The organism is Streptomyces sp. NPDC002306, assembly GCF_053593435.1.
The window spans coordinates 325,889-351,241 of sequence record NZ_JBSFCK010000001.1; the positions used below are offsets into that span (position 1 = coordinate 325,889).

The window sequence follows — 25,353 nt, forward strand, 5'->3', positions numbered from 1 at the left end:
TCTCAGGAACGAGCCTGTCAGATGACCGGGGGGCGGCCCAGTCGGGTCAGCCGCCACACCGTACGCCACTTCATGGGCCGGCGGGGTCCGCAGGATGTGGTCCATCCCTCCCTGAACCCGCCGAACCAGGCCCGCAGAGCCGAGCGCGAGGGCCGGCGCAGCAGCGTCAGCAGCAGCCAGACGCCGAGGTACACCGGGACCAGGGGGGCCGGCAGGTTGCGCCGGGCCAGCCAGACGCGGTTGCGGGCGACCATCCGATGGTAGACCGCGTGCCGCGAGGGCGCCGTCGTCGGGTGGTGGAGCACCATGTCGGACCGGTAGTCGATCATCCAGCCCGCGTCGAGGGCCCGCCAGGCCAGGTCGGTCTCCTCGTGGGCGTAGAAGAACGCGTCCGGCAGGCCGCCGACCTCGGCGAAGACCTTCGTACGGACCGCGTTGGCGCCGCCGAGGAAGGTGGTGACCCGGGAGGAGCGCATCGGGTCGGCGGCGCGCAGCCGCGGCACGTGCCGGCGCTGGGTGACACCGGTCTCGGGGTCGGCGATGCGGAAGCTGACGATGCCGAGGTCGGGGTCGTCCTCGAAGGTCCGCCGGCACAGTTCGGCGGTGTCGTGGTGGGCGAGGAGGCCGTCGTCGTCGAGGAAGAGCAGTATGTCGACGTCGCGGCCGCCGGGGCCGAAGGCCTCGATGCCGACGTTGCGGCCACCGGGGATGCCGAGGTTCTCGGGCAGCTCTATGGTGCGCACGCCCTCGGGGACGTCCGGGACGGGTGAGCCGTTGCCGACGACGACCATCTCGACGGGGTCGCCGTCCTGCTTGGCGACCGAGTCGATCAGGGCCCTGAGCTCGTCGGGGCGGTTGCCCATGGTGATGATGACCGCGCCGATCCTCATGCCGCTCACCGCAGCCTGCTCGACGCGAGGATGGACACCAGGTGCAGCAGGGTCTGGAGCAGCGCGATGCCGGCCAGCACGGCGACACCGAGGCGGGAGAAGAAGAGGTCGCCGCGGACCTGGTCCAGTACGGCCAGGACCAGGATCAGCAGGGACGCCTCGATGCCCAGCACCAGCCGGTGGAACTTGAGCGCCCCGGCGGCCCGGCGGGCCAGCGCCATGCCGGACGAGCGCGGCTCGGACGCCGACTCCTTGACGGGCGGCAGGCCGCCCTGGTGCCGGGCGACGCCGACGAGGTCGGTCTCGGCCTTGATCAGGATCGCGCCGAGGGCGGCCAGGGTGCCCAGGAACGCCCAGAGCCAGTCGATGCGGCCGGAGCCCCACAGGTCGGCGGCGCGCAGGCCGAAGCCGACCAGCACCGCCGCGTCGGTCAGATAGGCGCCGACCCGGTCCAGGTAGACGCCGCCGAGCGAGAACTGCTGCTTCCAGCGGGCGACCTCGCCGTCGACGCAGTCCAGCAGCAGGTACAGCTGGACGCACACCACACCGAGGACGGCGCCCGTGATCCCCGGCACCAGCAGGGCCGGGGCCGCGAGCACGCCGAAGACGGTCATCAGGTACGTGAGCTGGTTGGGCGTGACCCTGGTGTTCACCAGATAGCGGTCGACGCGCAGGGACACCTCTCGCATGTAGAGGCGCCCCATCCAGTGCTCACCGCTGCGCCGGTCCTTCACCCCCGCGGGGTGGACGACCGGACGGAGTTCAGCTACCGATGGCCTTGACATAGTCGGCGTAGATGTCCTTGATCTGTTCGGTCTTGAGGTCGAGGTGTTCGAGGATCGTGTAGCGGCCGGGCCGGGTCTCGGGAGCGAACGCCACGACCCGGACGAACTCGTCCGTGGTGAAGCCGATCTCCTCCGGGAGCACCGGCAGCCCGTGCCGGCGCAGCACCTCGGCCATGTACGCCGACTCCTCGTGGGCTCCGCGCAGGTACATCGCGAAGGTCGCGCCCAGGCCGCACTGCTCGCCGTGGCTGGCCGCGCGCTTGGGGAAGAGCAGGTCGAAGGCGTGGTTGATCTCGTGGCAGGAGCCCGAGGCGGGCCGTGAGTCGCCCGAGATCGACATCGCGACGCCGGTGAGGACCAGCGCCTCGGCGAGGACCTGGAGGAAGTCGTTGTCCCCGATGCCTCCGGGGTGCCTGAGCACCGCTTCTCCGGCCTGGCGGGCCATCGCGGCGGCGAGACCGTCGATCTTCTCGCCGTTGACGCGGTTGGCCAGCTCCCAGTCGGCGATCGCGTTGATGTTGGAGACCGCGTCGCCGATGCCCGCCCGTACATAACGCGCGGGCGCGTCGCGGACCACGTCCAGGTCGATGACGACCGCGATCGGGTTCGGCACACCGTAGGAGCCGCGGCCCGCGTCGTTGTCGAGGGTGGCGACCGGCGAGCAGAGCCCGTCGTGCGCGAGGTTCGTCGGGACCGCGACCAGCGGAAGGCCGACGCGCGCCGCGGCGAACTTGGCACAGTCGATGATCTTGCCGCCGCCGAGCCCCACGACCGCGTCGTAGTGTCCGGCCTTCATGTCGCCGGCCAGCCGGATCGCGTCGTCGAGGGTGCCGCCGCCGACCTCGTACCAGGTGGCGCCGGGCAGCGAGGGGGCGACGCGCTCGCGCAGCGTGGCTCCCGAGCCGCCGCTGACGGCGACGGCGAGCCGGCCGGAGTGCGAGATGCGCTCGTCCGCGAGCACACAGCCGAGGTCGTCGAGGGCACCCGGGCGGATGTCCACGACGACCGGTGAGGGGATGAGCCTCGTCAGTACCGGCACGCGATCTCCCGTCCCCTGGCCAGATCGTCGTGGTTGTCGATCTCGACCCAGTCGACGTCGCCGATCGGTGCCACGTCGATCCGGAAGCCCCGGTCCACGAGTTCCTGGTAGCCGTGCTCGTAGAACTGCTGCGGGTCGGTCTCCCAGACCGTCTTCAGCGCGTCGGCAAGCTCGGGGGCGGCGTCGCCCTCGATGAGGGTGACGCCGATGTACTCGCCGGTCGCCTCGGCGGGGTCCATCAGCTTGGTGATCTTCGTCATGCCCTTGTCGGCGTCGACGACGACCTTCATCTCCTCGTCGGCCAGGGACTTCACGGTGTCCAGCGCGAGGATGATCCGCTTGCCCTCGCCGCGGGCGGCGAGCAGCGTCTTCTCGACGGAGACCGGGTGCACGGTGTCGCCGTTGGCGAGGATCACGCCGTCCTTGAGGGCGTCACGTCCGCACCACAGGGAGTAGGCGTTGTTCCACTCCTCGGCCTTGTCGTTGTCGATGAGGGTGAGCTTGAGGCCGTACGTCCGCTCCAGGGCCGCCTTTCGCTCGTAGACGGCTTCCTTGCGGTAGCCGACGATGATCGCGACCTCGGTCAGACCGATCTCGGCGAAGTTGCCGAGCGTGAGGTCGAGGACGGTCGGTTCGCCCTCTATGCCCGCGGGCCCCACCGGCACCAGAGCCTTGGGAAGGCTGTCGGTGTAGGGGCGCAGGCGCCGTCCGGCGCCGGCCGCCAGCACGAGGCCGATCATGCGGGTTCTCCTTCGTCGTGTACGGCGGGTGCGCCGCCCTGGTGGGCGGACACCCAGAAGCGGATGCTCTCGACGAGCACCAGCAGGGCGACGGCCACGGCCAGGGCCGTGAGCGCGACCGTGAACTGCGCACCGGTGAGCAGCGCGGCCAGCACGCTGACCAGCAGCGTCCGTCCTTCCTGCCCCCCGATCGCGCGCACCAGCCAGGCCGGGGGCGCTCCGGCGTCACCGCGGATGCGGTACACCGTGTCGTAGTGATGGTAGGCGACGGCGGCCACCAGCCCGAAAGCCGCAGGAAGTGCTCCGTTCACGTCGGCTTTGGCTGCCAGCACCAGAACGGTGCCGTATTCGGCGGCGCGGAAGAGCGGCGGGACCAGCCAGTCGAGGGCGCCCTTGAGGGGCTGGGAGAGGGCCAGTCCCGAGGTGACGGCATAGACGAGGGCGCCCGCGACGGCGGCCCAGGGCTCGCCGGAGGACACGGCCGAGGCGAGGACCATCACGCCGATGACCGCGAGCAGCAGCGGGGACTCGGAACGGAAGCGCGTGTGGGGGCTGCGGAACCTGCCCACCGCCGCGGCCAGCGGCCCGTTGTCCGCCAGGTCCGCCAGCGCCTTCGCGGCCCGGTCCGTGCGCCGCGCCTTGCGGGTCAGCGACCGCAGCACGCGCCCGGCCGTGGTGTACGTCGCGGCGAAGGCGCAGCCGGCGAGCAGCACGTAGAAGGTGATCCGGGGTGTCGTCAGTGCCGTGAGAACAGCGATCATCGCCCATCGTTCACCGATGGGCAGGACTATCATCCGGCGCGCCCAGACCGTCCAGCCGACGCTGTCGAGCTTGCCGGAGAGGGCGGCGGTGGGGCTGGTGTTGGCGTCGGCGTCGTGGTTGGCCTCGTTGAAGGAGAAGTCCACGACGTGCCGGCAGGTCTGGAGGATCATCGCGCCCAGGGCGAGGGCCCACACGTCGTCGCCGCCGCGCGCCGCGCCCAGGGCGAGACCGGCGTAGTAGGCGTACTCCTTCGCCCGGTCGAAGGTGGCGTCCAGCCAGGCGCCGAGGGTGGAGTACTGGAGCGAGTAGCGGGCGAGCTGGCCGTCGGTGCAGTCCAGGACGAAGGACGCGATCAGCAGCACGCCGGCCGCGACGAAGCCGCCGCGGGTGCCGGTGGCCGCGCAGGCCGCCGCGATCAGCGCGGTGATCAGGGAGGCCGTGGTGACCTGGTTCGGGGTGAGGCCCCGGCGGGCGCACCAGCGGGCGAGGTAGCGCGAGTACGGGCTGATGAAGAACGTGGTGAAGAACCCGTCGCGGGCCTTCACGGCCGACTTCAGGCGTACGGCCTCGTCGTCGACGGCCGCGACGGCCTGCCGTGCCTCGTTGCGGGCCTGCGGGTCGGCGGGGACCGCGGCGACGAGGGTGCCGAGCTCGGGACGGCGCAGGTCGGCGCCGTCGGCGTCCAGGGCGGTCGCGATGCGGTCGGCGAGGCTGTCGCCGGGCGCCGTCGCGCCGTCGTCCGCGGAGCTCTCCCGGGCCATGGCGCGGGTCAGCGCCTCCCGGCCCGCGGGCTGGGCGGTCACGGCACCCGGCACCGCGGCGAGCGGGAAGCGGGGGTCGGTCAGGCCGAGCCGCAGCGCGTGCGGGTGGCCCACGAAGCGGGCGTCGACGACGGCGACCCGCTCCTCACCCGGTGTCCGGGCGAGCAGTGTCTCGGCCTCGGCGGTGTCGGCGGCGATCCGGACGTCGAAGCCCAACGACCGCAGATCGGTCTCGATCGACGATCCGGGGACCGGCTGGCCGGTGAGGATGGCGGTCGACAACCGAACTCACTCCCTGGGTGCCGGCGCGTTGGCGCCGGTCATGTACACGATGGGGGCGCCCCTTGCCTGTGCCAGGCGGGCGGCATGTCGGCAGAGGCTATCCGATGCCGGGAGGGCTGTGTTCACCGCCCGTTCATGGTCCGATCAACGCGGCCTGTCCTGGCCTTTGCCCGCCTCTGCCGAGATCATCATGGGTGATGGGCCGCCCGGCCCACAAACCCGCGCCCGCGGACCGGGCCCCGGGACAGCGCCGGGAGGCCGTGGCGTGCGGCATAGGGTGGTCGACCATGACATGGCTGATCACCGGCGGAGCCGGATACATCGGGGCGCATGTGGCACGGGCCATGGCCGAGGCCGGGGAGCCCGTGGTGGCCCTCGACGACCTCTCGGCGGGGGTGCCCGCGCGGCTTCCGGCGGGCATCCCGCTCATCGAGGGTTCGGCGCGCGACGGCGGCCTGCTGAAGCGGGTCCTCGCCGAGCACGCGGTCACCGGTGTGGTGCATCTCGCGGCCCGCAAGCAGGTGGCCGAGTCCGTCGCGCAGCCGACCCGCTATTACCAGGACAACGTGGGCGGGCTCGCCACGCTGCTGGAGGCGGTCGCGGGCGCCGGGATCGGACGGTTCCTGTTCTCGTCGTCCGCGGCCGTCTACGGCAACCCGGATGTGGACCTCATCACGGAGGACACCCCGTGCGCCCCGGTGAACCCGTACGGCGAGACCAAGCTGGCCGGGGAGTGGCTGGTACGGGCGGCGGGCCGGGCGCACGGCATCGCGACGACCTGTCTGCGCTACTTCAACGTGGCGGGCGCCGCGGCGCCGGAACTGGCCGACACCGGTGTCTTCAACATCGTCCCCATGGTGTTCGACCGGCTCACCCGGGACGAGGCCCCGCGGATCTTCGGCGCCGACTATCCGACGCCGGACGGCACCTGTGTCCGCGACTACATCCACGTCGCCGACCTGGCCCAGGCGCACCTCGCGGCGGCCCGCCGGCTGTCCGCGCCGGGGGCGTCGGGCGACCTGACGGTGAACATCGGCCGGGGCGAGGGCGTCTCGGTACGTGAGCTGGTCACCCTCATCGGCGAGGTCACCGGCGACACCCGTGCGGCGGTCGTCGAGGCACGGCGGCCCGGGGACGCCCCGCGCGCGGTCGCCTCGGCCGAGCGAGCCGCCGCGGAGCTCGGCTGGACGGCCCGGCTCGGGGCGCGCGAGATGGTGGAGTCGGCGTGGCAGGGGTGGTCGGCGCACCACGGCGGCTGAGCGGCCGCCGCACCTCCACAGGTCCTGACCTGCGCTTCGTTTACGCAGGTCAGGACACATGACAACGGTGTTCAGTGCCGCGTTGCCGGATACCCCCCACCCGTAGTTGACTGTGATCCCGGGCGGATCACAGGAGGCGTTTTTCATGGGGGCAGGGCACGATCACGGCCACGCGCACGGCGCGCCGGTCACCGGGACGGCGGCCGCGGCGTACCGGGGCAGGCTGCGCGTCGCGCTGTCGATCACGCTCGCCATCATGGTGGTGGAGATCGTCGGCGGGGTGCTCGCGGACTCCCTCGCGCTGGTCGCGGACGCGGCGCACATGGCGACGGACGCGCTGGGGCTCGGCATGTCCCTGGTGGCCATCCATGTCGCGAACCGCCCGCCGAGCGCCCGCCGCACCTTCGGCTACGCCCGCGCCGAGATCCTCGCCGCGCTGGCCAACTGTCTGCTGCTGCTCGGCGTCGGCGGCTACGTCCTGTTCGAGGCGGTCCAGCGCTTCGTGACGCCCGCCGACACCGAGGGCGGGCTGATGATCGTGTTCGGCCTGATCGGTCTGGTCGCCAACATGGTCTCGCTGACCCTGCTCATGGGCGGGCAGAAGGAGAGCCTGAACGTGCGCGGCGCGTTCCTGGAGGTGGCGGCGGACGCGCTGGGGTCCGTGGCGGTGCTGATCTCGGCGGTGGTCATCCTCACCACCGGCTGGCAGGCGGCCGACCCGATCGCCTCGATCGTCATCGGCCTGATGATCGTGCCGCGGACCGTGAAGCTGCTGCGCGAGACCCTCGACGTGCTGCTGGAGGCGGCCCCCAAGGACGTCGACATGGCTGAGGTGCGGGCGCACGTCCTGGCGCTGGACGGCGTCGAGGACATCCACGACCTGCACGCGTGGACGATCACGTCCGGGATGCCGGTGCTGTCCGCGCATGTCGTCGTGCGCTCCGAGGTCCTGAACGCGATCGGCTACGAGAAGATGCTCCACGAGCTCCAGGGCTGCCTGGGCGACCACTTCGACGTGAACCACTGCACCTTCCAGCTGGAGCCGGGCGGACACGCGGAGCACGAGGCGCGCCTGTGTCACTGAGCACGAGCCGATAACCCGACGTTTGCCCGCCCCCGGTCCGGGCGGTTCCGCGGCCGGACCGCCGGGCACGATCAGCTACCGGGCCCCGGCTCCCGGTGTCCGGCCGGTGACGGCCGCGCCCCGCGCCTCGCGCGGGACATGCGGTCATGCCGCGAAGTGCCGGGAGTGCCGGATTCGTACGGCAGACTTGGGGTGCGAGGACCGATGCTAAGGATGGGTATGCCGATCACACCTGCCACCGCGACGCACAGCTCGTCGAACGGCGCCGCGGACGCGATTCTGCTGGAACTGGTCGACGAGAACGGCGTGACGATCGGTACCGCCGAGAAGCTCGCCGCCCATCAGCCGCCGGGGCAGCTGCACCGCGCGTTCTCGGTGTTCCTCTTCGACGAGCAGGGCCGGCTGCTGCTCCAGCAGCGGGCGCTGGGCAAGTACCACTCCCCCGGTGTGTGGTCCAACACCTGCTGCGGCCACCCCTACCCCGGCGAGGCGCCGTTCGCGGCCGCCGCCCGGCGGACGTACGAGGAGCTGGGCGTCTCCCCGACGCTCCTCGCGGAGGCGGGCACGGTCCGCTACAACCACCCGGACCCGGCCTCGGGCCTGGTGGAGCAGGAGTACAACCACCTGTTCGTCGGCCTGGTGCAGTCTCCGCTGCGGCCGGACCCGGAGGAGGTCGGCGCGACCGCCTTCGTGACCCCCGCCGAGCTGGCGGAACGGCACACGAAGGACGCGTTCTCCTCCTGGTTCATGACGGTGCTGGACGCGGCCAGGCCCGCGGTCCGGGAACTGACGGGACCGTCGGCCGGCTGGTGAACCCCGCGGTCAGAGCGGGCGGGCGGGTTTGAGCGGCAGGGCGGCCCAGATCACCTTGCCCCCGCTCGACGTGTGCTCGACGTCGCACACCCCGCCCGCCTCCCGGGTGATCTCGCGGACCAGGAGCAGTCCGCGGCCGCCGACCTGAGCGTGGTCGGCCTCCAGGGCGGTCGGGCGGTAGGGGTGGTTGTCCTCCACCGACACGCGCACCCACTCCGCCCCGACGGCCACCTCCACCGCGAGCATCGGCGACAGCAGCGCCGCGTGCTTGACGGCGTTGGTCACCAGCTCCGAGACGATCAGCAGGAGCCCCTGGACGAGGTCGTCCGAGGCCGGCACGCCCTGCCGGTACAGCAGGTCCCGCACGGCGTGTCGCGCCTGCGGCACCGAGGCGTCCACGGCCGAGGCGGTGAACCGCCAGACCCCCTCGTACGGCAGCGGATCCGGCGCTCTCGCCTCGAGGGGTTCGACGACCGCGCCGTCCGGTGTGTCTTCTGGGCGTGGGCCGGTCCCGCGCCCGTGGTTGTCCATCGTCCGGTCGCCACCCTTGCGCTCGATTGTCACCACACGTCGAGTGTTGGTAACGCAGCGCTCGGCGCCGGAGGACTGAACAGAAGTCAGCGCTTATCGAGCACTTCTGGCTCTCTGTGTCCGACCAGATCGGTCGCACGACCGAACCTGTCCAGCTCGTGCCGACTTCGCGAACCTTTCGGCCGGTACGGGTTTGCCGCCCGCGACAGCGCGACGGTACGGCACGCCCGACCGGACCCGGCCGGTCACCGGTGCCCCTCCGACGGCTAGCATCCGCCGCATGGAGCCCCAGCTGCTGCACGGTGTCCACGAGTCGGTCGCCACCGTCGTCATCCACCATCCGGCCAAGCGCAACGCCATGACGGCCGCGATGTGGCGGTCGCTGCCCCCGCTGCTGGACACCCTGGCCGCCGATCCGGACGTCCGGGCCCTGGTGCTGACCGGGGAGGGCGACACGTTCTGCGCGGGGGCCGACATCTCCACGCTCCAGGGTTCGCCCGCGCGGGCCCAGCGGCTGGCCGTGCTCGCCGAGGAGGCGCTCGCCGCCTTCCCCAAGCCGACGCTGGCCGCGGTGCGCGGGCACTGCGTGGGCGGGGGCTCACAGCTCGCGGCGGCCTGCGACCTGCGGTTCGCGCAGGAGGGCGCGCTGTTCGGGGTGACCCCGGCGAAGCTCGGGATCGTGTATCCCGCCTCCTCCACCAGAAGGCTGTCGTCGCTGGTCGGCCCGTCCACCACCAAGTACCTGCTGTTCTCCGGCGAACTGCTCGACACCGAGCGGGCCCTGCGCACCGGCCTGGTCGACGAGGTGGTGCCCGCGGGCGAACTCGACAAGCGGGTCGCGGAGTTCACCCGGATCCTGGCGTCACGCTCGCAGCTGACGCAGGCCGCGGCGAAGGAGTTCGCGAACGGGCACACCGACCGGGACACGTACTGGGAGCAGCGGGCGCGCGACAGCGGCGACACCGCGGAGGGGGTCGCCGCGTTCCTGGAGCGCAGGCAGCCGCGCTTCACGTGGACTACGTCAGGCTGAAGCGGCTGCCGCGGCGGAACTCCTCGACGAGGTGCGCGGGCGCCTTGCGCGGGGACCCCGCGTCGTAGGGCGGCTGCGGGTCGTACTCGGTCATCAGCTGTACCGCCTGGGCGTGCTCGTCGCCCGCGATCCGGCCCAGCAGGGTGAGCCCCATGTCGATGCCGGAGGAGACACCGGCGGCGGTGACGTACTTGCCGTCGAACACCACCCGTTCCTCGGTGGGCTCGGCGCCGAAGCGGCTCAGGTGCTCCAGCGCCAGCCAGTGCGAGGTGGCCCGGCGGCCCCGGAGCAGTCCGGCGGCGGCCAGCAGCAGGGAGCCGGTGCACACGGACGTCGTCCAGGTGCTGGTCGCGTCCGCAGTGCGCAGCCAGTCCAGCAGTGGCTCGTTCTCCATCTGCGGGGTCTGTCCCGGTCCGCCCGGGACGACCACGATGTCGGGGTGCGGCACCTCGGCGAGGGTCCGGTCGGCGGTGAGCGCGAGGTGCCCGGTGTCGGTGCGGACGGGTCCGGTGCGCTCGGCCACGAACACGGTCCGCGCGTCCGGGAGCCGGCCGAGGGTCTCGTACGGCCCCACGGCGTCGAGGGCGGTGAAGCGGTCGAAGAGGACGATGGCGATCTGCATCGGGATCCTTTCGGCGGTGACGGGTGAGTCGTGGTGGGGCGTGGCCGATGGCGGGCGTGACCGATGGCGGCGTGACCGATGCCGTCGGCCCGCCGGGCGGACGGCGGTGGCGGATGGTCCGGTGGCGGACGGGTCCGATGGCGAACGGTCCAGTGGCGGACGGGTCCGGTGGCGGGCGGGGCCCCGATGTCCCTTGGGCGCGGGGTACGGCCGTCAGGGGGTGGTGGGGCAGGGGGCGGCGGGGGCGGGGCGGAAGCGGCGGCGGTATTCGGCCGGGGACGACCCGAGCGCCCGCACGAAGGCGCGCCGCATCGCCTCGGGGGTGCCGTAGCCGCTGGTGCGGGATATCTCCTCGACGCCGTCGCCGGTGTCCTCCAGCAGGCGGCGGGCGTGTTCCAGGCGGACCCGGTCGACGTACCGGCCGGGTGTCATCCCGGTCTCGGTCCGGAAGGCGCGGGCGAAGTGGCGCGGTGACAGGGCCGCGCGGGCGGCGAGCGACTCCACGCTCAGATCGCCGTCCGGATGCTCGGAGATCCACTGCTGGACGTCGCGCAGGGGCTCGCGCCGTGCCGTCTGCGCGGCGAGCTGGACGCTGAACTGGGCCTGGTTCCCCGGCCGGCGCAGGAAGACCACCAGGTGGCGGGCGATGCTCAGCGCGACCTCCCGCCCCAGGTCCTCCTCGACCAGGGCGAGCGCGAGATCGATGCCGGAGGTGACACCGGCCGACGTGGAGACCGCTCCGTCCCGTACGTAGATGGGGTCGGCGTCGACCTCCACCGCCGGATGGTCGCGGGCGAGCTTGTCGCAGTAGGCCCAGTGCGTGGTCGCGCGGCGGCCGTCCAGCAGGCCCGCCGCGGCGAGCAGGATCGCCCCCGTGCAGACGGAGACGAGGCGCTCGGCACGCGGGCCGTGCGCGCGCAGCCAGCCGACCAGGCGCGCGTCGGCGGCCCGGGTGCCCTGCCCGCCCGGGACGAGCAGCGTGTGCGGGGCGCGGGCGTCCGCGAGGGCCCCGTCGGGTACCAGGGTCAGGCCGCTGGAGGTGCGCACGGGGGCGCCGTCCAGGGAGGCGGTACGGATGCGGTAGGTGCCCGGGGCGTGGTGCTCGGCCCCCGCGAAGACCTCCACGGGGCCGGTGACATCGAGGCTCTGCACGCCGTCGAAGACGACGACGAGAACGGTTCGCTGCGCCATGGAACCGATTCTTCGCGGACCGGCGCACGGCCGCAACGACGGGTTCCCCACCTTTCCTGCCACGGCCCGGCCGGCGCGAACGCGACGCAGCGCCGCTCCGGCACCCCGCCCTGATCCCCTGTTGTCGGTGTCACCTGCCACAATTGCCGCGCAACCTCAGTGGAGAAGGCGGTACGGGATCGTGACGACACCCGGGTCCCTCGAAGTAGGGTCCATCGAAGGCAGGATCGCCGAGGAGCTCGGCGTACGGGAGCGGCAGGTCAAGGCTGCCGTGGAGCTGCTCGACGGCGGTTCGACGGTGCCCTTCGTCGCCCGCTACCGCAAGGAAGCGACCGAGATGCTCGACGACGCGCAGCTGCGCACGATCGAGGAGCGGCTGCGCTATCTGCGGGAGCTGGAGGAGCGACGGACGGCGATCCTGGAGTCGGTGCGCGAGCAGGGCAAGCTCACCGATGAACTTCAGGCGCGGATCCTCGCCGCCGAGACCAAGGCGCGGCTGGAGGACATCTACCTGCCGTACAAGCCCAAGCGGCGCACCAAGGCGCAGATCGCCCGCGAGGCGGGCCTCGAACCGCTCGCCGAGGGTCTGCTGGGCGACCCGACCGTGGAGCCGCTCGCCGCGGCCGCCGCGTTCGTCGACGCCGACAAGGGCGTGGCCGATCCGCAGGCGGCGCTGGACGGCGCCCGCGCGATCCTCACCGAGCGGTTCTCGGAGGACGCCGACCTCGTGGGCGAGCTGCGCGAGCGCATGTGGGTGCGCGGGCGTCTGGCCGCCAAGGTGCGCGAGGGCAAGGAGGAGGCCGGCGCCAAGTTCGCCGACTACTTCGACTTCGCCGAGCCGTTCACCGCGCTGCCCTCGCACCGGATCCTGGCGATGCTGCGCGGCGAGAAGGAGGACGTCCTCGACCTCGTCCTGGAGCCGGAGGAGCCGGCCGAGTCGCCTTCGGCTCCGTCGTCGTACGAGGGGATGGTCGCCCACCGCTTCGGCATCGGCGACCGCGGCCGCCCCGGCGACAAGTGGCTCACGGACACGGTCCGCTGGGCCTGGCGCACCCGTCTCCTCGTCCACCTCGGCATCGACCTCAGGCTGCGGCTGCGCACGGCCGCCGAGGACGAGGCGGTCGACGTCTTCGCGGCGAACCTGCGGGACCTGCTGCTGGCCGCCCCGGCCGGCACCCGCGCCACGCTGGGCCTGGACCCCGGTTTCCGTACGGGCGTGAAGGTGGCCGTCGTCGACGCGACCGGCAAGGTGGTGGCGACCGACGTCATCTACCCGCACGTGCCGGCCAACAAGTGGGACGAGGCCATCGCGAAGCTCGGGCGGCTCGCCCGGGAGCACGCGGTCGAGCTGATCGCCATCGGCAACGGCACGGCGTCCCGCGAGACGGACAAGCTCGCCGGTGAACTGATCACCCGGCACCCGGAGTTGCAGCTCACCAAGGTGATGGTGTCCGAGGCGGGCGCGTCCGTGTACTCGGCGTCCGCCTTCGCCTCGCAGGAGCTGCCCGACATGGACGTGTCGCTGCGCGGCGCGGTCTCCATCGCGCGCCGGCTCCAGGACCCGCTGGCCGAGCTGGTGAAGATCGACCCGAAGTCGATCGGTGTCGGCCAGTACCAGCACGACCTGTCCGAGGTGAAGCTGTCGCGTTCGCTGGACGCGGTGGTCGAGGACTGTGTGAACGGTGTCGGCGTGGACGTCAACACGGCGTCCGCGCCGCTGCTGTCGCGCGTGTCCGGCATCTCCTCCGGGCTGGCCGAGAACATCGTGGCCCACCGGGACACGAACGGGCCGTTCCGGTCCCGGTCGCAGCTCAAGGGCGTGGCCCGGCTCGGCCCCAAGGCGTACGAGCAGTGCGCGGGCTTCCTGCGCATCCGGGGCGGCGACGACCCGCTGGACGCCTCCAGCGTCCACCCGGAGGCGTACCCGGTCGTGCGGCGCATGGTGAAGACCTCGGGCCAGGCGGTGGCCTCGCTGGTCGGCAACACGGCCATGCTGCGCTCGCTGCGGGCGGACGACTTCGTGGACGAGACGTTCGGTCTGCCGACGGTGACGGACATCCTCAAGGAGCTGGAGAAGCCGGGGCGCGACCCGCGGCCCGCCTTCAAGACGGCCACCTTCAAGGAAGGCGTCGAGAAGCTCTCCGACCTGTCCCCGGGGATGATCCTGGAGGGGGTCGTCACGAACGTGGCGGCGTTCGGCGCGTTCGTCGACGTCGGTGTCCACCAGGACGGTCTCGCGCACGTCTCCGCGCTGTCGAAGACGTTCGTCAAGGACCCGCGGGACGTGGTGAAGCCGGGCGACATCGTCAAGGTGAAGGTCCTCGACGTGGACATTCCCCGCAAGCGGATCTCCCTGACGCTGCGGCTGGACGACGAGGCGGCGCCGAAGGACGGCGAGAAGCCCGCCGGTGGCGGCCGTCAGCAGCGGGGCGGGCGGCCGCCTCAGCAGCGGCAGCAGCGCCAGGGCGGCCAAGGCCAGCAGGGGCAGGCCGGCCAGGGCCAGCAGGGGCAGGGCCAGGGACAGGGCCAGCAGCGGCAGGGGCGGGCCGGCGGTGGCGGCGGTGCCCGTCCGGCGGCCGCCCCGGCCAACAGCGCCATGGCCGACGCGCTGCGCCGGGCCGGACTGCTGGACCAGAAGAAGAGCCGAGGCTGAAACAGGGACGGGCCCGGCCCCCAGGTGGTACGGGGGGCCGGGCCCGTCGCCGTCAGCGCTCCGTCACCTTGCCGTCCGCCACTTCCAGGCGACGGGTCACCTGGACCGCGTCCAGCATGCGGCGGTCGTGGGTGACCAGGAGGAGCGTGCCCTCGTAGGCGTCGAGGGCCGTCTCCAGCTGCTCGATCGCCGGCAGGTCGAGGTGGTTCGTCGGTTCGTCGAGCACCAGCAGGTTCACTCCTCGGCCCTGGAGCAGGGCGAGAGCGGCGCGGGTGCGTTCGCCGGGCGACAGGCTCGACGCCTGCCGCAGCACGTGGTCCGCCTTCAGGCCGAACTTGGCCAGCAGGGTGCGGACCTCGACCGGCTCGGTGTCCGGGACCGCCGCGCAGAACGCGTCCAGCAGCGACTGCGAGCCGTGGAACAGCTGACGTGCCTGGTCGACCTCGCCGACCAGCACGCCGGAGCCGAGGACGGCGTGCCCCGCGTCCAGCGGCACGCGGCCGAGGAGCGCGCCGAGCAGGGTCGACTTGCCCGCGCCGTTCGCGCCGGTGACCGCGACCCGGTCCGCCCAGTCGATCTGGAGGGACACCGGGCCGAACGTGAAGTCCCCGCGGCGTACCTCGGCGTCCCGCAGGGTCGCCACGACCGCGCCGGAGCGCGGCGCCGCGGCGATCTCCATGCGCAGGTCCCACTCCTTGCGCGGTTCCTCGACGGTCTCCAGGCGTTCGATCATGCGCTGGGTCTGCCGGGCCTTCGCGGCCTGCTTCTCGCTGGCCTCGCTGCGGAACTTGCGGCCGATCTTGTCGTTGTCGTTGTTCGCCTTGCGCCGGGCGTTCTTGACTCCCTTGTCCATCCAGCCGCGCTGCATCTGGGCGCGGTCCTGGAGGGCGGACCGCTTGTCGGCGTACTCCTCGAAGTCGTCGCGGGCGTGCCGGCGGGCCACCTCGCGCTCCTCCAGGTAGGCCGCGTAGCCACCGCCGTAGAGGTTGATCTCCTGCTGGGCCAGGTCGAGTTCGAGGACCTTGGTGACGGTGCGGGTGAGGAACTCACGGTCGTGGCTGACGACGACGGTGCCCGCGCGCAGACCGGCCACGAACCGTTCGAGGCGCTCCAGGCCGTCGAGGTCGAGGTCGTTGGTGGGCTCGTCGAGCAGGAAGACGTCGTAGCGGGAGAGCAGCAGGGAGGCCAGGCCCGCGCGGGCGGCCTGGCCGCCGGACAGGGACGTCATCGGCTGGTCCAGGCCGACGCCGAGGCCGAGCGAGTCGGCGATCTCCTCGGCGCGTTCGTCGAGGTCGGCTCCGCCGAGACCGAGCCAGCGTTCCAGTGTGGTCGCGTACGCGTCGTCGGCGCCCGGGGTGCCGTCGACCAGGCCCTGGGTGGCCTCGTCCATCGCCCGCTGGGCCTCGGCGACCCCGGTACGGCGGGCGAGGAACTCGCGCACGCTCTCACCGGGCCGCCGCTCGGGCTCCTGCGGCAGGTGCCCGACGGTCGCGGTCGGCGGGGAGAGCCTGAGCTCTCCCTCCTCCGGTGTGCTCAGTCCGGCGAGCAGCCGCAGCAGAGTGGACTTGCCCGCGCCGTTGGCACCGACGAGACCGATCACGTCACCGGGCGCGACGACGAGGTCGAGCCCGGTGAACAGCGAGCGGTCGCCGTGTCCGGCGGCGAGGTTCTTGGCGACGAGGGTGGCAGTCATCAGGTCGTCGATCCTAATGGGCGGCGGCGGGCGGGTCGGCGCGCCGGCGCCTCCCGGCCGGGCGGCGGGGCGGTCAGTGGGGCATCGCCTCCACCAGCACGCTGCCCGACGTCCGGGCCACCACGTAGGAGACGCCCCGGACCGCCTTCGCGTCCAGGGCGATGCGGTGGCGGCCGGTGTCCAGGATGCCGTCGAAGACCTCGTGCGTGTGGGCGCGGGAGAGACGGTCGAGGCGGTAGGCGGTGAGGCGGACCCGGCAGGGCGAGGTCACCTCGACGCCCGCCTCGCCGTCGACGGCGACCAGCCTGGTCAGCCGGCGCTGGTCCGCGGGGCTGCGGTCCAGGGCGTGTTCGATCTGGGCGACGAGGAGCGGGACGATCGGGGCGAGGCCGTCGACGTAGGCGACGTCGAGTCCGGCCCGGTCGAAGGAGGCGCGCACGGCGGCGCGTTCCGCCCCGTCGACGGTCGCGCCGAAGGCGACGGCTGCGTAGGCGCGCAGTTCGTCGACGGGGACCTCGTGCGCGTCGTGGGTGATGTCGGCGCCGATGCCGATGGTGCGCAGGGCGGCGGCGAGCTTGGCCAGCAGGGCGACCCGGGCACCGATCAGCAGCACCCGGCGGCGGCCGCCCGTGTGGTCGTGGCCGTTCAGCAGGGAGTGCAGGGCCGCGCGGTACTCCCCGCCGTGGAAGCGGAACGGGCCGATGCCGTGGTAGCCGTTGAGTTCCAGGTCGACGTCCGGCTCCGTCTGCCAGGCGAAGTCCCACCAGACGTAGTCGTCCGTGAGTCTGTCGATGACGGCGGTGACCGCACCGCACGCGAGGTCCGCGCACTCGGGGCAGCCGTAGATGACGTACCGGCCGCCGGGCAGCGGGGCCTCCGCTTCCAGGAGGAGGCTTCTGACCTGCGCGGTGAAGATCGCGGGCGGTACGTCGGAGGCGAGCGGGGAGACGGCGTCGAGGTCGGAGAGCCGGTACAGCAGGGGGCGTCCGTCGACGAGGAAGTCCAGGAAATCCCGGTGGATCTGGTAGCCACCGTCGGCGAGCACGGCACCGGCGCGCATCGCCGGGGCCAGGCCGAAGGTCGCGTACTCGGCAGACATGCTGTGAGTATCCCCAGAGTGAGATGGTTCCGAGCACGGCATGACATATTCCGCTGACGGCCCCTGCGACCGCGCCCAGGAGGCGGCCGCACCGGCCGCCGCCTCCTGAGCACCGACCGACTCCGGTCGTCACAGGGGTCTTACGTCACACGGTTCTGTCATCACAGGGTCCGGCTGTTTCGGGGTCCGGCCGGGACGAGTTGGTCATCGCACAGGCGTCCGACTGTTTCGGGATCCGGCCGGGACGGGGCGGTCGTCACGGGATCCGGGGCGCGGGCAGGGGTGCCCGTACGCCGTCCAGGGGCCCGGCGTACGTCCCGCCCGCCGCCCGGTGGCCCGGGTCGGCCGATCCGGCCGTGGCCTGCGCGAAGGCGGCCGCGCCACCGACGAGCGGGACCCGGGCCGAGGTACGGGCCAGGTCCAGGGTGAGGGTCGGGGTAGTGGACGGCGGGTCGATGAGGTCCCTGTCCGTACCCGCCACGATCAGCGCCAGTCGGTGTCCCGCGGGCACGACGTGGTCGGTGGGGGCCAGGTCCAGGGTGATCGTGTACGCCCGGCCCGGGGTGAGCGGGACGCCCTTGTGGTCGGAGGCGTGGTTGCCGAGGTCGGCCCAGCCACGGCTGAGGACCGTGTACGCGACGTCGGCGGTCTTCGCCCGGGTCTCCTTGAAGCAGGCGCTGTCGCCCGCGTCGCTGGCACCCCAGCAGGTGCGGTCGGTGAGCGTGGTGATCCCCTCGCCGCTCGCCGCGTAGTCGCGGACGGTGTCCGGGCCGAGGTCGACGAGGACGGCCGTGAGGTGGGCCGTCGTGGTCGTCGGGGTCGCGGTGACGGTGACCTCGGAGGAGCCGGACAGCCGCAGGTCGTCGCGGAGCGGTCCGGTGACGAACCCGGCCTTCTCCGGTGTGGTGGTGTCGATCCGGGCGGCCCAGTCGGTCTCGTCGAGCCGCGGGTCGTCGGTGAAGGTCTCGGTGCCGGTGCCCCGGCTGAGGCCGAGAGTGCCGACGCCCGGCAGGGACCCGGTCGCGGGGCGCAGGGTCGTGGTCCGGGTGCCGTGCGGCGGCCAGACCTTGGAGGTGGCCCACTGGTCGGGGTGGCGCTCGATGTCGGCCATGGGTTCGCGGTCGATACCGTTGTCGTAGCCGAGGAGTTCGTGGTCGAACCAGCGGTGCAGGGTGTCGACCCAGGCGGTGCGGCGGAAGTCGAAGGGGTCGACGTGGCCGGTCTGGGACAGCCAGATCTTGCGCTCGACGCCGTTCGCGGCGAGGGCGTCCCACCACTGGCCGAAGTTCTTCGTGCGGACGTTGAGGTCCTGCGCGCCGTGCACGAGGAAGACGCTGGCCCGCACCTTGCCCGCGTTCTTCACGTAGTCCCGCTCGGACCACAGGCCGGTCCAGTCACCGGTGCGCGGGGCCTCGTCGACGAGTTTCCGCTGCACGGCGGCGCACCTGGTGCGGGCGTCGGGGCTGTCGACGTAGTCGGAGAGCCAGTCGGGGCCGGAGTCGTAGAGCGGGGCGCCCTTGGCGAAGTAGTAGTCGTACCAGGAGGAGATGGCGCTGATCGGGACGATCGTCTTCAGGCCCTTGACGCCGGTGGCGGCGACGCCGTTGGCGATGGTCCCGTCCCAGCTCTTGCCGATCATGCCCGTTCTGCCGTTGGTCCAGCCCGCCTTCACCGCCGTCGTGCCGGTGCGGGTGGTGTACGCCCTGGCCCGGCCGTTGAGCCAGTCGACCACGGCTTTCGCGGACTGGATGTCGGAGCGGCCGCCGACGTCGACACACCCGTCGGAGCGATTGGTGCCGGCGAGGTCGACGCCGACGAAGGCGTAGCCGCGCGGCACGAAGTAGTTGTCGTAGAACAGCGGCATCTGGACGACGTCGCCCGCGGCGTCGTACGTCTTCAACTGGCTCTCGTTGCCCCGGCCGCAGCAGGAGTAGTAGGGGCTGGCGTCCATGATGACGGGCACCTTGCGGCCCTGTGCGGCCGCCTCGCGGGGCCGGACGATGTCCGCGGCGACGCGGTCGCTGCGCCCGTCGCCGTCGCCGTCGAGCCCGGTGTCCACCCAGACGGCCTCGCGGACGGCGTCGGCGTAGGAGTAGACGGGCCTGCTCTCCCGGGGCGTGCCGTGGGCCGCCGCCGGTGCGAGGAAGGCGGCCAACAGGGCGGCGACGGCCGCTGTCGCGAGCGTTCTCCAGGTCGTGAAGCGCATGCGTATCGGCATGCGCGGACGGTACATCGGTCAACTCCCGTGCAGAAGAGGGCGATCGGACACCCTCGGGGCGGCGGAGCGCGGGTGGGACGGTGGAGCGCGGGCAGCGCGGCCGCGCTCGTGACGGCCGAATGGCGATCGTGTGACAGCGGGGGCCGTGGACACACGTGGGGGCACGGGGACTCAATAGGCTCCGGACAGCCTTCGTGCCCCTTGGACGTCTTCTACGACTTGGAGCTCTCGTGCACCGCAGAATCCTCGCGCCCGGCGCACTCGCTGCGGCTTCCGTGTTGCTGGCGATCCCGGCGTCCGCCGCGGGCTTCTCCCCCGGCGCGCCGGGCATCGGCGACCCCTACTACCCGGCCTACGGCAACGGCGGATACGACGTCTCCCACTACGACCTCAGACTGACGTACCGGCCGGCCACGGACGAGCTGGAGGGTACGGCGACGATCCTGGCCAGGACCACGCAGGACCTGTCGCGCTTCGACCTGGACTTCCTGCTCGACGTGAGCGAGGTGCGCGTCAACGGCGTCAGCGCGACGTTCGCGACCTCCGGCCAACACGAGTTGGAGGTCACCCCGAAGTCCCCGCTGGCCAAGGGCACGCCGGTCACCGTCGTCGTCCGGTACAGCGGAGTGCCGTCCACGAAGAGCGCGTACGGCTTCTCCACCTGGCACCGCACGCCGGACGGCGCCGTGGCGGCCGACGAGCCCGAGTCGGCCTGGTGGTGGTTCCCGAGTAATGACCACCCGCTCGACAAGGCCACCTACGACGTGTCGGTGGCCGTGCCGGACGGCACCCAGGTGATCTCCAACGGCACGCTCCGGTCGACGAGTTCACGACTCGGCTGGACCCGCTACAACTGGCGGTCCGAGAAGCCGCAGGCGACCTACCTGAGCACTCTGGCGATCGGCGGATTCGACATCACGACCGGCACGTCCGAGGGCGGCGTCCCGGTCGTCAACGCCTACAGCACGGCTCTGGGCGACAACGACGGGGCGGCGCGGGCGAGCGTGGAGCGCACCGGCGAGATCGTCGACTGGCTGAGCGGCTACTTCGGGCCGTATCCGTTCGCCTCGGCGGGCGGCTACGTGCCGAACACGACCACCGGGTTCGCGCTGGAGACGCAGACCCGCGTCTACTACAGCCCGCGGCAGTTCGCGAACGGCTCCAACACCTCGGTGGTCGTGCACGAACTGGCGCACCAGTGGTACGGCGACTCGGTGTCCCTCAAGGGCTGGAAGGACATCTGGATCAACGAGGGCTTCGCGCGCTACGCGCAGTGGCTGTGGTCCGAGCACGAGGGCGAGGGCACCACCCGGGAACTCGCCGACTACGTGTACGCCTCGCACCCGGCCGACGACGTGTTCTGGACCGTCAAGCCCGGTGACCCCGGGCCGGACGCCCAGTTCGACATCGCCGTCTACGACCGCGGCGCGCTGGCGATCCAGGCGCTGCGCGACGAGATCGGGGACGACGCGTTCTTCGCCGTCCTGAAGGGCTGGCCGCGCGAGCACGCGTACGGCAACGCGTCGGTCGCGGACCTGCGGGCGTACGCGGAGCGGGTCTCCGGGAAGTCCCTCACCGCACTGTTCGACACCTGGCTGTTCCAGCCCTCGAAGCCGACGGCGGCGCCGACGGACTCCCTCGCGAGGACCACCACGGCCGCGCCACAACCGAAGTCATGGCGAAAGATCGCGGCCACGAATGATGTACACGAGGACTGACTGACCGCCCCCGGCGGGTGCGATCCGGGGCGGCCGGCCTCGGGGCGACCGTGTTCGAGGCGATCCGGACCTGTGGGCTCGGTCCGGGTCGCCCCGAAGGCGCGAGGGGCAGTCCCAACTGCACCGTCCGGTGGGCCGGGGCAGCCCCCGCTAGCGGGTCGTGGTTCGGGGCTCTGGTTCGGCGGCGCGGGTGAGGAGGTCCTCGCGGGTGATCGCGTCGACCCGGGTCGCCGGGACGGTGCAGGCGTGGGCGCCGGCCACCGCGCCGTAGCGGGCGCAGCGCCGGGGTGCCTCGCGGTTCAGCCAGCCGAAGAGGAACGCGGCCGCGAAGGCGTCTCCCGCGCCGTTGGAGTCCACCACGGGCGACGGCGGGGCGGCCGCCGGTACCCGGGTCAGCTCGTCGTCGGCCAGCAGGTAGGCGCCTTCGGCACCGGCGGTGGCGACGACCACCTCGGCCCGGCCCCGGTCGACGATGCGGCGCATGGTCCGCTCGGCGTCGGGCAGCGCGGTGGCGGACAGGAAGACGACGTCCGCGGCGTACGCGAACGGCTCGTGGTAGGGGTTCACGCCGTCCCAGTTGTGCAGGTCGGTCGAGATGCTCACGCCGGACTCGCGCAGCAGCGGCAGGGCGTGGGCGCACGGCTGGGTGATGGACACGTGCGCGTGGCGGCTGGCCTCGGCCAGGGCACGCACCGTGGCCGGCGGGAGACGGTCGTCGGCGTGGGCGCGGCTGCTGTCGTACAGGGACAGGCGGTGGCCGTCCGGGCTGACGAGGTTGACGGCGCGCTTGGTGCCGGCGGGTTGCGGGATCGCGGTGAGGTCGATGCCCCGCTCCCGGTGCAGGGCGCGCACCAGGTCGCCCTCGGGATCGTCGCCGATCAGGTCGAGGTGGTGGGTGCGCAGGCCGAGGGCGCTCAGACCCAGCGCGACGAAGTCGCCGGTCTGTCCGGCCCGGGCCCGGATGCCGCTGTCGATCATGTAGCTGTCGGCGTACGGGAGCGGCAGCTCCGGCACGGGCACGATGGTGTCCACGCCCGCTCCGCCCAGCACCAGGACGTCGGTGTCACGGCTCAACTCGGACCCTCCCCATGGTCGTACACCGTCACTTGGATGCCCCGTCCGATCAAGCGCTCCTCGATGAGCGGCTCGACGCGGGACCACTTGCCTCCGGCCAGGCCGCAGCCTATCCGGGGCAGGTGGACGGACGCGTCGAGGGCGATCACCCGGTCGGCCAGTCGGCCCAGTGCCGTGTCGATGGCCTCGTAGCGCACGGGGACGCCCTTGCTGCCGGTGCGGATGCCGCGCTGGCCCACCATGTTGGCCACCCACACGTACGGCTCGACCTGGACGAGCTGGAGCGCGCCGAGTGCGAAGTCGTTCTCCGCGCGGGCGCGGTGCCAGGCGCGGTACGCCGCCTCCGGCTCGGGCCAGCGGCGCGACAGCGCGAGCACGAAGCCCTTTCCCCATCCCCCGATGTCGTTGCAGACATGGGCGATCACCTTGACGCCCTTCACCGACGGTGCGGTGGCGTCACCCCGGACATATGTGATCCCCGACATGACGCCACCGTAGGCGATGCCACCGACAATGGCCTTGACCTGCTACTTCGTGTGCTTCGACAGGTCGGTCAGCTCGCGGTCCGCGGTCGCGGCGACCCGGTGGCGCAGCGCGAACCAGCCGACGACCAGCAGCACCGCGACCACCGGGACGAGCAGCAGCGTCCTGCGGCCGACCTCGGGGTCGTTCCACATCAGGCCGAGCACGGCGAGCAGGAAGGCGATCGTGACGCTCTCCGTCACCGGACTGCCGGGCAGCCGGAAGGAGGGCCGGGTCAGCAGGCCGGCCTTGGCGCGGCGGACGAAGACCAGGTGACAGATCATGATGATCACCCAGGTGCTGATGACGCCCAGGGAGGCGATGTTCAGCACGATCTCGAAGGCCTGGCTCGGCATGAGGTAGTTCAGGCCGACACCGAGCACGCACACCGCGCAGGTCAGCAGGATGCCGCCGTAGGGCACCTGGCTGCGGTTCATGCGGGCGGTGAACCTGGGCGCGGAGCCCGCCATCGCCATGGACCGCAGGATGCGGCCGGTGGAGTAGAGGCCGGAGTTCAGCGACGACATGGCGGCGGTCAGGACCACCAGGTTCATCACGTCGTCCGCGGCCGGGACGCCGATCTTCGACAGGACCGTCACGAACGGGCTCTGGTCGGCCGAGTACAGCGAGCCCGGCAGCAGCAGGGCGAGCAGGAAGACCGAGCCGACGTAGAAGAGACCGACCCGCCACATGATCGAGTTCACCGCGCGCGGGACGACCTTCTCCGGCTCGGAGGTCTCGCCGGCGGCGACACCGACCAGCTCCAGGGCGGCGTAGGCGAAGATCACGCCCTGCATCACGAGGACGACGGGCATCGCCCCGTGCGGGAGGAGCCCGCCGTGCTCGGTGATCACGTGCGGGCCCGGCGTACCGCCGCCCACCTCGTGCCGGGTGGCCAGCAGGAAGACGCCGATCAGCATGAAGCCGACGAGGGTGGCGACCTTGACGATCGCGAACCAGAACTCCATCTCGCCGAAGATCTTCACCGAGATGAGGTTGACGGCCAGGACCACCGCAAGGGCGATCAGGGCGAGCAGCCACTGGGGGACGCTCGTGAACAGGCTCCAGTAGTGCGTGTAGAGCGCGATCGCGGTGATGTCGGCGATGCCGGTCGTCGACCAGTTCAGGAAGTACATCCACCCGGCGACGTACGCGCCCTTCTCCCCGAGGAACTCGCGCGCGTACGACACGAAGGAGCCCGAGGAGGGGCGGTAGAGGACCAGTTCACCCAGGGCGCGGACCACGAAGAAGGCGAAGACGCCGCAGACGAGGTAGGCGAGCGCGAGCGCGGGGCCCGCGCTGTGCAGGCGTCCGCCGGCACCGAGGAAGAGCCCGGTGCCGATCGCGCCGCCGATCGCGATCATGTTGACGTGGCGGTGCTTGAGGTCCTTGCTGTAACCGGCGTCGCCCGCGTCCGCGGGCGTCCCGGTCGCCTCGGGACGGGCGACCTGTGCCGTGTGCACGGCGTCCTTGCTCACGGTGTTACCACTCTCTGGTGCGCCCGGTCGTCGTGGTTCCGGGCTTCCGTACGGGGGGTGACGGCCGTGTCCGCCTCTCGTGTCGCGGCACGGACCGAGGCGGTACCGACCAAGGCGGCACCTTCCCAGGGGCCTCTGACCTCATGCGATGGTTCACGTCACATGGCGCCCCTTCTCACACTCCCGTCATATGGATGAGCTCTGTGATTCATCTGCGAGGGATATGTGACCGAAGGGGTGAGACCCGTCGGCGGTGTCGCCGCGGTCCGTGGCGGCCACCGTCATGAACCATGATCATCCTTGGTGGGATCCGTGATCGCCGTTGGTGCGATCCAGGTGTCACAGCGTTGGTGAGACAGCGATACTGCTGCACATGACGACCGACGCCGCGGAGCCGACCCTCACCATCGACGAGCTGGCCGCCCGGGCGGGTGTCACCGTGCGCACGGTGCGCTTCTACGGCACCAAGGGTCTGCTGCCGCCGCCGGCGATCGGTCCGCGCCGGGTGGGACACTACGGACGCGAGCACCTGGCGCGGCTGGAGCTGATCGAGGAGTTGCAGCACCAGGGCATGACGCTGGCCGCCATCGAACGCTATCTGCGCCGGCTGCCGTCGGACCTGAGCGCGCACGACCTCGCCGTGCACCGGGCGGTGGTCGCCTCCTGGGCGCCGGACGCGGAGGAGACGGTGTCCCGTGCGGAACTGGCACGCCGGGCGGGGCGGCCGCTGGCCGAGGAGGAGGTGGACCGGCTGGTGGCGATGGATGTCGTCGAGCGGACCGGGGACGGCTACCGCGTCGACCTCGGGCTGCTGCGGCTCGGGGTGGAACTGCTGGACGTGCCGCTGGCCCACGAGTCGATCCTCGCGGCCAGGAACGTGCTCCGGGAGCACTCCCGCGCGGCGGCGCACGAGCTGTCCCAACTGCTGCGCGGCGAGGTCTCGCAGCGGGACGCGCGGGCCGTGAAGTCGCTGTCGGCGCACATGCAGCCGCTGATCGTGCAGGCGCTGCTGACCACGTTCCAGCGCTCGCTGCGGGAGGAGCTGCGGGAGTGGCTGCCGGACACACCCGCGCCCCGGCCCTGAGGGAACGTCAGCGACGGGGGAACGT

At 72.1% G+C, this 25,353-nt stretch carries 21 protein-coding genes; 7 read left to right on the forward strand and 14 right to left on the reverse strand.

The annotated features are described in order from the left end of the window. Window positions 1-17 precede the first annotated feature (17 nt). From ACWCQK_RS01425 to ACWCQK_RS01445, 5 genes are read right to left on the reverse strand one after another with little or no spacing between them, the layout of a single operon-like run. On the reverse strand, window positions 18-890 hold the full coding sequence (locus ACWCQK_RS01425; protein ID WP_451150604.1) for a glycosyltransferase family 2 protein: 873 nt from the start codon (window positions 888-890) through the stop codon (window positions 18-20). A 5-nt stretch (window positions 891-895) separates the two neighbouring features. Then, window positions 896-1,675 carry a CDP-alcohol phosphatidyltransferase family protein gene (locus ACWCQK_RS01430; RefSeq protein WP_451150606.1) on the reverse strand — a complete coding sequence of 260 codons (780 nt, stop codon included), beginning with the start codon at window positions 1,673-1,675 and terminating at the stop codon, window positions 896-898. Beyond that, window positions 1,653-2,714, reverse strand: a complete 1,062-nt coding sequence (locus tag ACWCQK_RS01435) for an iron-containing alcohol dehydrogenase family protein (protein WP_451150608.1) — start codon at window positions 2,712-2,714, stop codon at window positions 1,653-1,655. Before ACWCQK_RS01435 ends, ACWCQK_RS01430 begins: the two co-directional genes overlap by 23 nt. Continuing rightward, on the reverse strand, window positions 2,702-3,454 hold the full coding sequence (locus ACWCQK_RS01440; RefSeq protein WP_451150610.1) for a phosphocholine cytidylyltransferase family protein: 753 nt from the start codon (window positions 3,452-3,454) through the stop codon (window positions 2,702-2,704). Before ACWCQK_RS01440 ends, ACWCQK_RS01435 begins: the two co-directional genes overlap by 13 nt. Then, the gene (locus ACWCQK_RS01445; protein ID WP_451150612.1) at window positions 3,451-5,259 is read right to left on the reverse strand and encodes a DUF5941 domain-containing protein; all 1,809 of its coding nucleotides are present in this window, start codon (window positions 5,257-5,259) and stop codon (window positions 3,451-3,453) included. The genes ACWCQK_RS01440 and ACWCQK_RS01445 overlap by 4 nt, the downstream gene beginning before the upstream one ends. 287 nt (window positions 5,260-5,546) lie before the next feature. On the opposite strand from ACWCQK_RS01445, the gene galE reads away from it, so the two are divergent. The 3 genes from galE to idi all read left to right on the forward strand — a co-directional run bounded on the left by galE (window position 5,547) and on the right by idi (window position 8,415). After that, the gene (gene galE, locus ACWCQK_RS01450) at window positions 5,547-6,518 is read left to right on the forward strand and encodes a UDP-glucose 4-epimerase GalE (RefSeq protein ID WP_451150614.1); all 972 of its coding nucleotides are present in this window, start codon (window positions 5,547-5,549) and stop codon (window positions 6,516-6,518) included. Window positions 6,519-6,663: 145 nt separating this feature from the next. After that, a complete protein-coding gene (locus ACWCQK_RS01455) occupies window positions 6,664-7,602 on the forward strand; it encodes a cation diffusion facilitator family transporter (protein WP_451150616.1) in 939 nt (312 codons plus the stop codon). Window positions 7,603-7,821: 219 nt separating this feature from the next. Then, window positions 7,822-8,415 carry an isopentenyl-diphosphate Delta-isomerase gene (gene idi, locus ACWCQK_RS01460; RefSeq protein ID WP_451150618.1) on the forward strand — a complete coding sequence of 198 codons (594 nt, stop codon included), beginning with the start codon at window positions 7,822-7,824 and terminating at the stop codon, window positions 8,413-8,415. A 9-nt stretch (window positions 8,416-8,424) separates the two neighbouring features. Here the strand turns inward: idi and ACWCQK_RS01465 are convergent, their stop codons facing one another. Then, on the reverse strand, window positions 8,425-8,946 hold the full coding sequence (locus tag ACWCQK_RS01465; protein ID WP_451151766.1) for an ATP-binding protein: 522 nt from the start codon (window positions 8,944-8,946) through the stop codon (window positions 8,425-8,427). A 280-nt stretch (window positions 8,947-9,226) separates the two neighbouring features. On the opposite strand from ACWCQK_RS01465, the gene ACWCQK_RS01470 reads away from it, so the two are divergent. Beyond that, window positions 9,227-9,976 (forward strand): enoyl-CoA hydratase/isomerase family protein, encoded by a 750-nt coding sequence (locus ACWCQK_RS01470; RefSeq protein ID WP_451150620.1) that lies wholly within the window; start codon window positions 9,227-9,229, stop codon window positions 9,974-9,976. On the opposite strand, the gene ACWCQK_RS01475 is transcribed toward ACWCQK_RS01470, so the two are convergent. Both ACWCQK_RS01475 and ACWCQK_RS01480 read right to left on the reverse strand, forming a co-directional pair. Next, complete coding sequence (locus tag ACWCQK_RS01475; protein ID WP_451150622.1) at window positions 9,963-10,598, reverse strand: DJ-1/PfpI family protein; 636 nt, start codon at window positions 10,596-10,598, stop codon at window positions 9,963-9,965. The genes ACWCQK_RS01470 and ACWCQK_RS01475 overlap by 14 nt on opposite strands. Before the next feature lie 213 nt (window positions 10,599-10,811). Continuing rightward, the gene (locus tag ACWCQK_RS01480) at window positions 10,812-11,789 is read right to left on the reverse strand and encodes a GlxA family transcriptional regulator (protein ID WP_451150624.1); all 978 of its coding nucleotides are present in this window, start codon (window positions 11,787-11,789) and stop codon (window positions 10,812-10,814) included. Between the two features lie 181 nt (window positions 11,790-11,970). Here ACWCQK_RS01480 and ACWCQK_RS01485 point away from each other — a divergent pair, with 181 nt between their 5' ends. Beyond that, window positions 11,971-14,442 (forward strand): Tex family protein, encoded by a 2,472-nt coding sequence (locus tag ACWCQK_RS01485; protein WP_451150626.1) that lies wholly within the window; start codon window positions 11,971-11,973, stop codon window positions 14,440-14,442. Between the two features lie 52 nt (window positions 14,443-14,494). On the opposite strand, the gene ACWCQK_RS01490 is transcribed toward ACWCQK_RS01485, so the two are convergent. The 3 genes from ACWCQK_RS01490 to ACWCQK_RS01500 form a co-directional block, all read right to left on the reverse strand. Beyond that, window positions 14,495-16,135 carry an ABC-F family ATP-binding cassette domain-containing protein gene (locus tag ACWCQK_RS01490; protein ID WP_451150628.1) on the reverse strand — a complete coding sequence of 547 codons (1,641 nt, stop codon included), beginning with the start codon at window positions 16,133-16,135 and terminating at the stop codon, window positions 14,495-14,497. Between the two features lie 73 nt (window positions 16,136-16,208). Next, on the reverse strand, window positions 16,209-17,234 hold the full coding sequence (locus ACWCQK_RS01495; protein ID WP_451150630.1) for an oxidoreductase: 1,026 nt from the start codon (window positions 17,232-17,234) through the stop codon (window positions 16,209-16,211). Between the two features lie 256 nt (window positions 17,235-17,490). Next, the gene (locus ACWCQK_RS01500; protein WP_451150632.1) at window positions 17,491-19,452 is read right to left on the reverse strand and encodes a Xaa-Pro dipeptidyl-peptidase; all 1,962 of its coding nucleotides are present in this window, start codon (window positions 19,450-19,452) and stop codon (window positions 17,491-17,493) included. A 230-nt stretch (window positions 19,453-19,682) separates the two neighbouring features. Between ACWCQK_RS01500 and ACWCQK_RS01505 the strand changes: the two genes are divergently transcribed. Continuing rightward, complete coding sequence (locus ACWCQK_RS01505) at window positions 19,683-21,170, forward strand: M1 family metallopeptidase (protein WP_451150634.1); 1,488 nt, start codon at window positions 19,683-19,685, stop codon at window positions 21,168-21,170. Between the two features lie 150 nt (window positions 21,171-21,320). On the opposite strand, the gene ACWCQK_RS01510 is transcribed toward ACWCQK_RS01505, so the two are convergent. The 3 genes from ACWCQK_RS01510 to ACWCQK_RS01520 are packed head-to-tail and all read right to left on the reverse strand — an operon-like array spanning window position 21,321 to window position 24,244. Beyond that, window positions 21,321-22,244, reverse strand: a complete 924-nt coding sequence (locus tag ACWCQK_RS01510; RefSeq protein ID WP_451150636.1) for an adenosine kinase — start codon at window positions 22,242-22,244, stop codon at window positions 21,321-21,323. Continuing rightward, window positions 22,241-22,729 (reverse strand): macro domain-containing protein, encoded by a 489-nt coding sequence (locus ACWCQK_RS01515; RefSeq protein ID WP_451150638.1) that lies wholly within the window; start codon window positions 22,727-22,729, stop codon window positions 22,241-22,243. Before ACWCQK_RS01515 ends, ACWCQK_RS01510 begins: the two co-directional genes overlap by 4 nt. A 42-nt stretch (window positions 22,730-22,771) precedes the next feature. After that, complete coding sequence (locus ACWCQK_RS01520) at window positions 22,772-24,244, reverse strand: amino acid permease (RefSeq protein WP_451150640.1); 1,473 nt, start codon at window positions 24,242-24,244, stop codon at window positions 22,772-22,774. Window positions 24,245-24,617: 373 nt separating this feature from the next. On the opposite strand from ACWCQK_RS01520, the gene ACWCQK_RS01525 reads away from it, so the two are divergent. Next, window positions 24,618-25,328 carry a MerR family transcriptional regulator gene (locus tag ACWCQK_RS01525; protein ID WP_451150642.1) on the forward strand — a complete coding sequence of 237 codons (711 nt, stop codon included), beginning with the start codon at window positions 24,618-24,620 and terminating at the stop codon, window positions 25,326-25,328. Window positions 25,329-25,353 lie beyond the last annotated feature (25 nt).

Excerpts from the sequence above, each read along its gene's own strand:
- ACWCQK_RS01425 (WP_451150604.1), bottom strand. The coding sequence starts at position 890 with ATGAGGATCGGCGCGGTCATCATCACCATGGGCAACCGCCCCGACGAG.
- ACWCQK_RS01430 (WP_451150606.1), bottom strand. The coding sequence starts at position 1,675 with ATGTCAAGGCCATCGGTAGCTGAACTCCGTCCGGTCGTCCACCCCGCG.
- ACWCQK_RS01440 (WP_451150610.1), bottom strand. The coding sequence starts at position 3,454 with ATGATCGGCCTCGTGCTGGCGGCCGGCGCCGGACGGCGCCTGCGCCCC.
- galE (WP_451150614.1), top strand. The coding sequence starts at position 5,547 with ATGACATGGCTGATCACCGGCGGAGCCGGATACATCGGGGCGCATGTG.
- ACWCQK_RS01455 (WP_451150616.1), top strand. The coding sequence starts at position 6,664 with ATGGGGGCAGGGCACGATCACGGCCACGCGCACGGCGCGCCGGTCACC.
- idi (WP_451150618.1), top strand. The coding sequence starts at position 7,822 with ATGCCGATCACACCTGCCACCGCGACGCACAGCTCGTCGAACGGCGCC.
- ACWCQK_RS01465 (WP_451151766.1), bottom strand. The coding sequence starts at position 8,946 with ATGGACAACCACGGGCGCGGGACCGGCCCACGCCCAGAAGACACACCG.
- ACWCQK_RS01470 (WP_451150620.1), top strand. The coding sequence starts at position 9,227 with ATGGAGCCCCAGCTGCTGCACGGTGTCCACGAGTCGGTCGCCACCGTC.
- ACWCQK_RS01475 (WP_451150622.1), bottom strand. The coding sequence starts at position 10,598 with ATGCAGATCGCCATCGTCCTCTTCGACCGCTTCACCGCCCTCGACGCC.
- ACWCQK_RS01480 (WP_451150624.1), bottom strand. The coding sequence starts at position 11,789 with ATGGCGCAGCGAACCGTTCTCGTCGTCGTCTTCGACGGCGTGCAGAGC.
- ACWCQK_RS01490 (WP_451150628.1), bottom strand. The coding sequence starts at position 16,135 with ATGACTGCCACCCTCGTCGCCAAGAACCTCGCCGCCGGACACGGCGAC.
- ACWCQK_RS01495 (WP_451150630.1), bottom strand. The coding sequence starts at position 17,234 with ATGTCTGCCGAGTACGCGACCTTCGGCCTGGCCCCGGCGATGCGCGCC.
- ACWCQK_RS01500 (WP_451150632.1), bottom strand. The coding sequence starts at position 19,452 with ATGCCGATACGCATGCGCTTCACGACCTGGAGAACGCTCGCGACAGCG.
- ACWCQK_RS01515 (WP_451150638.1), bottom strand. The coding sequence starts at position 22,729 with ATGTCGGGGATCACATATGTCCGGGGTGACGCCACCGCACCGTCGGTG.
- ACWCQK_RS01525 (WP_451150642.1), top strand. The coding sequence starts at position 24,618 with ATGACGACCGACGCCGCGGAGCCGACCCTCACCATCGACGAGCTGGCC.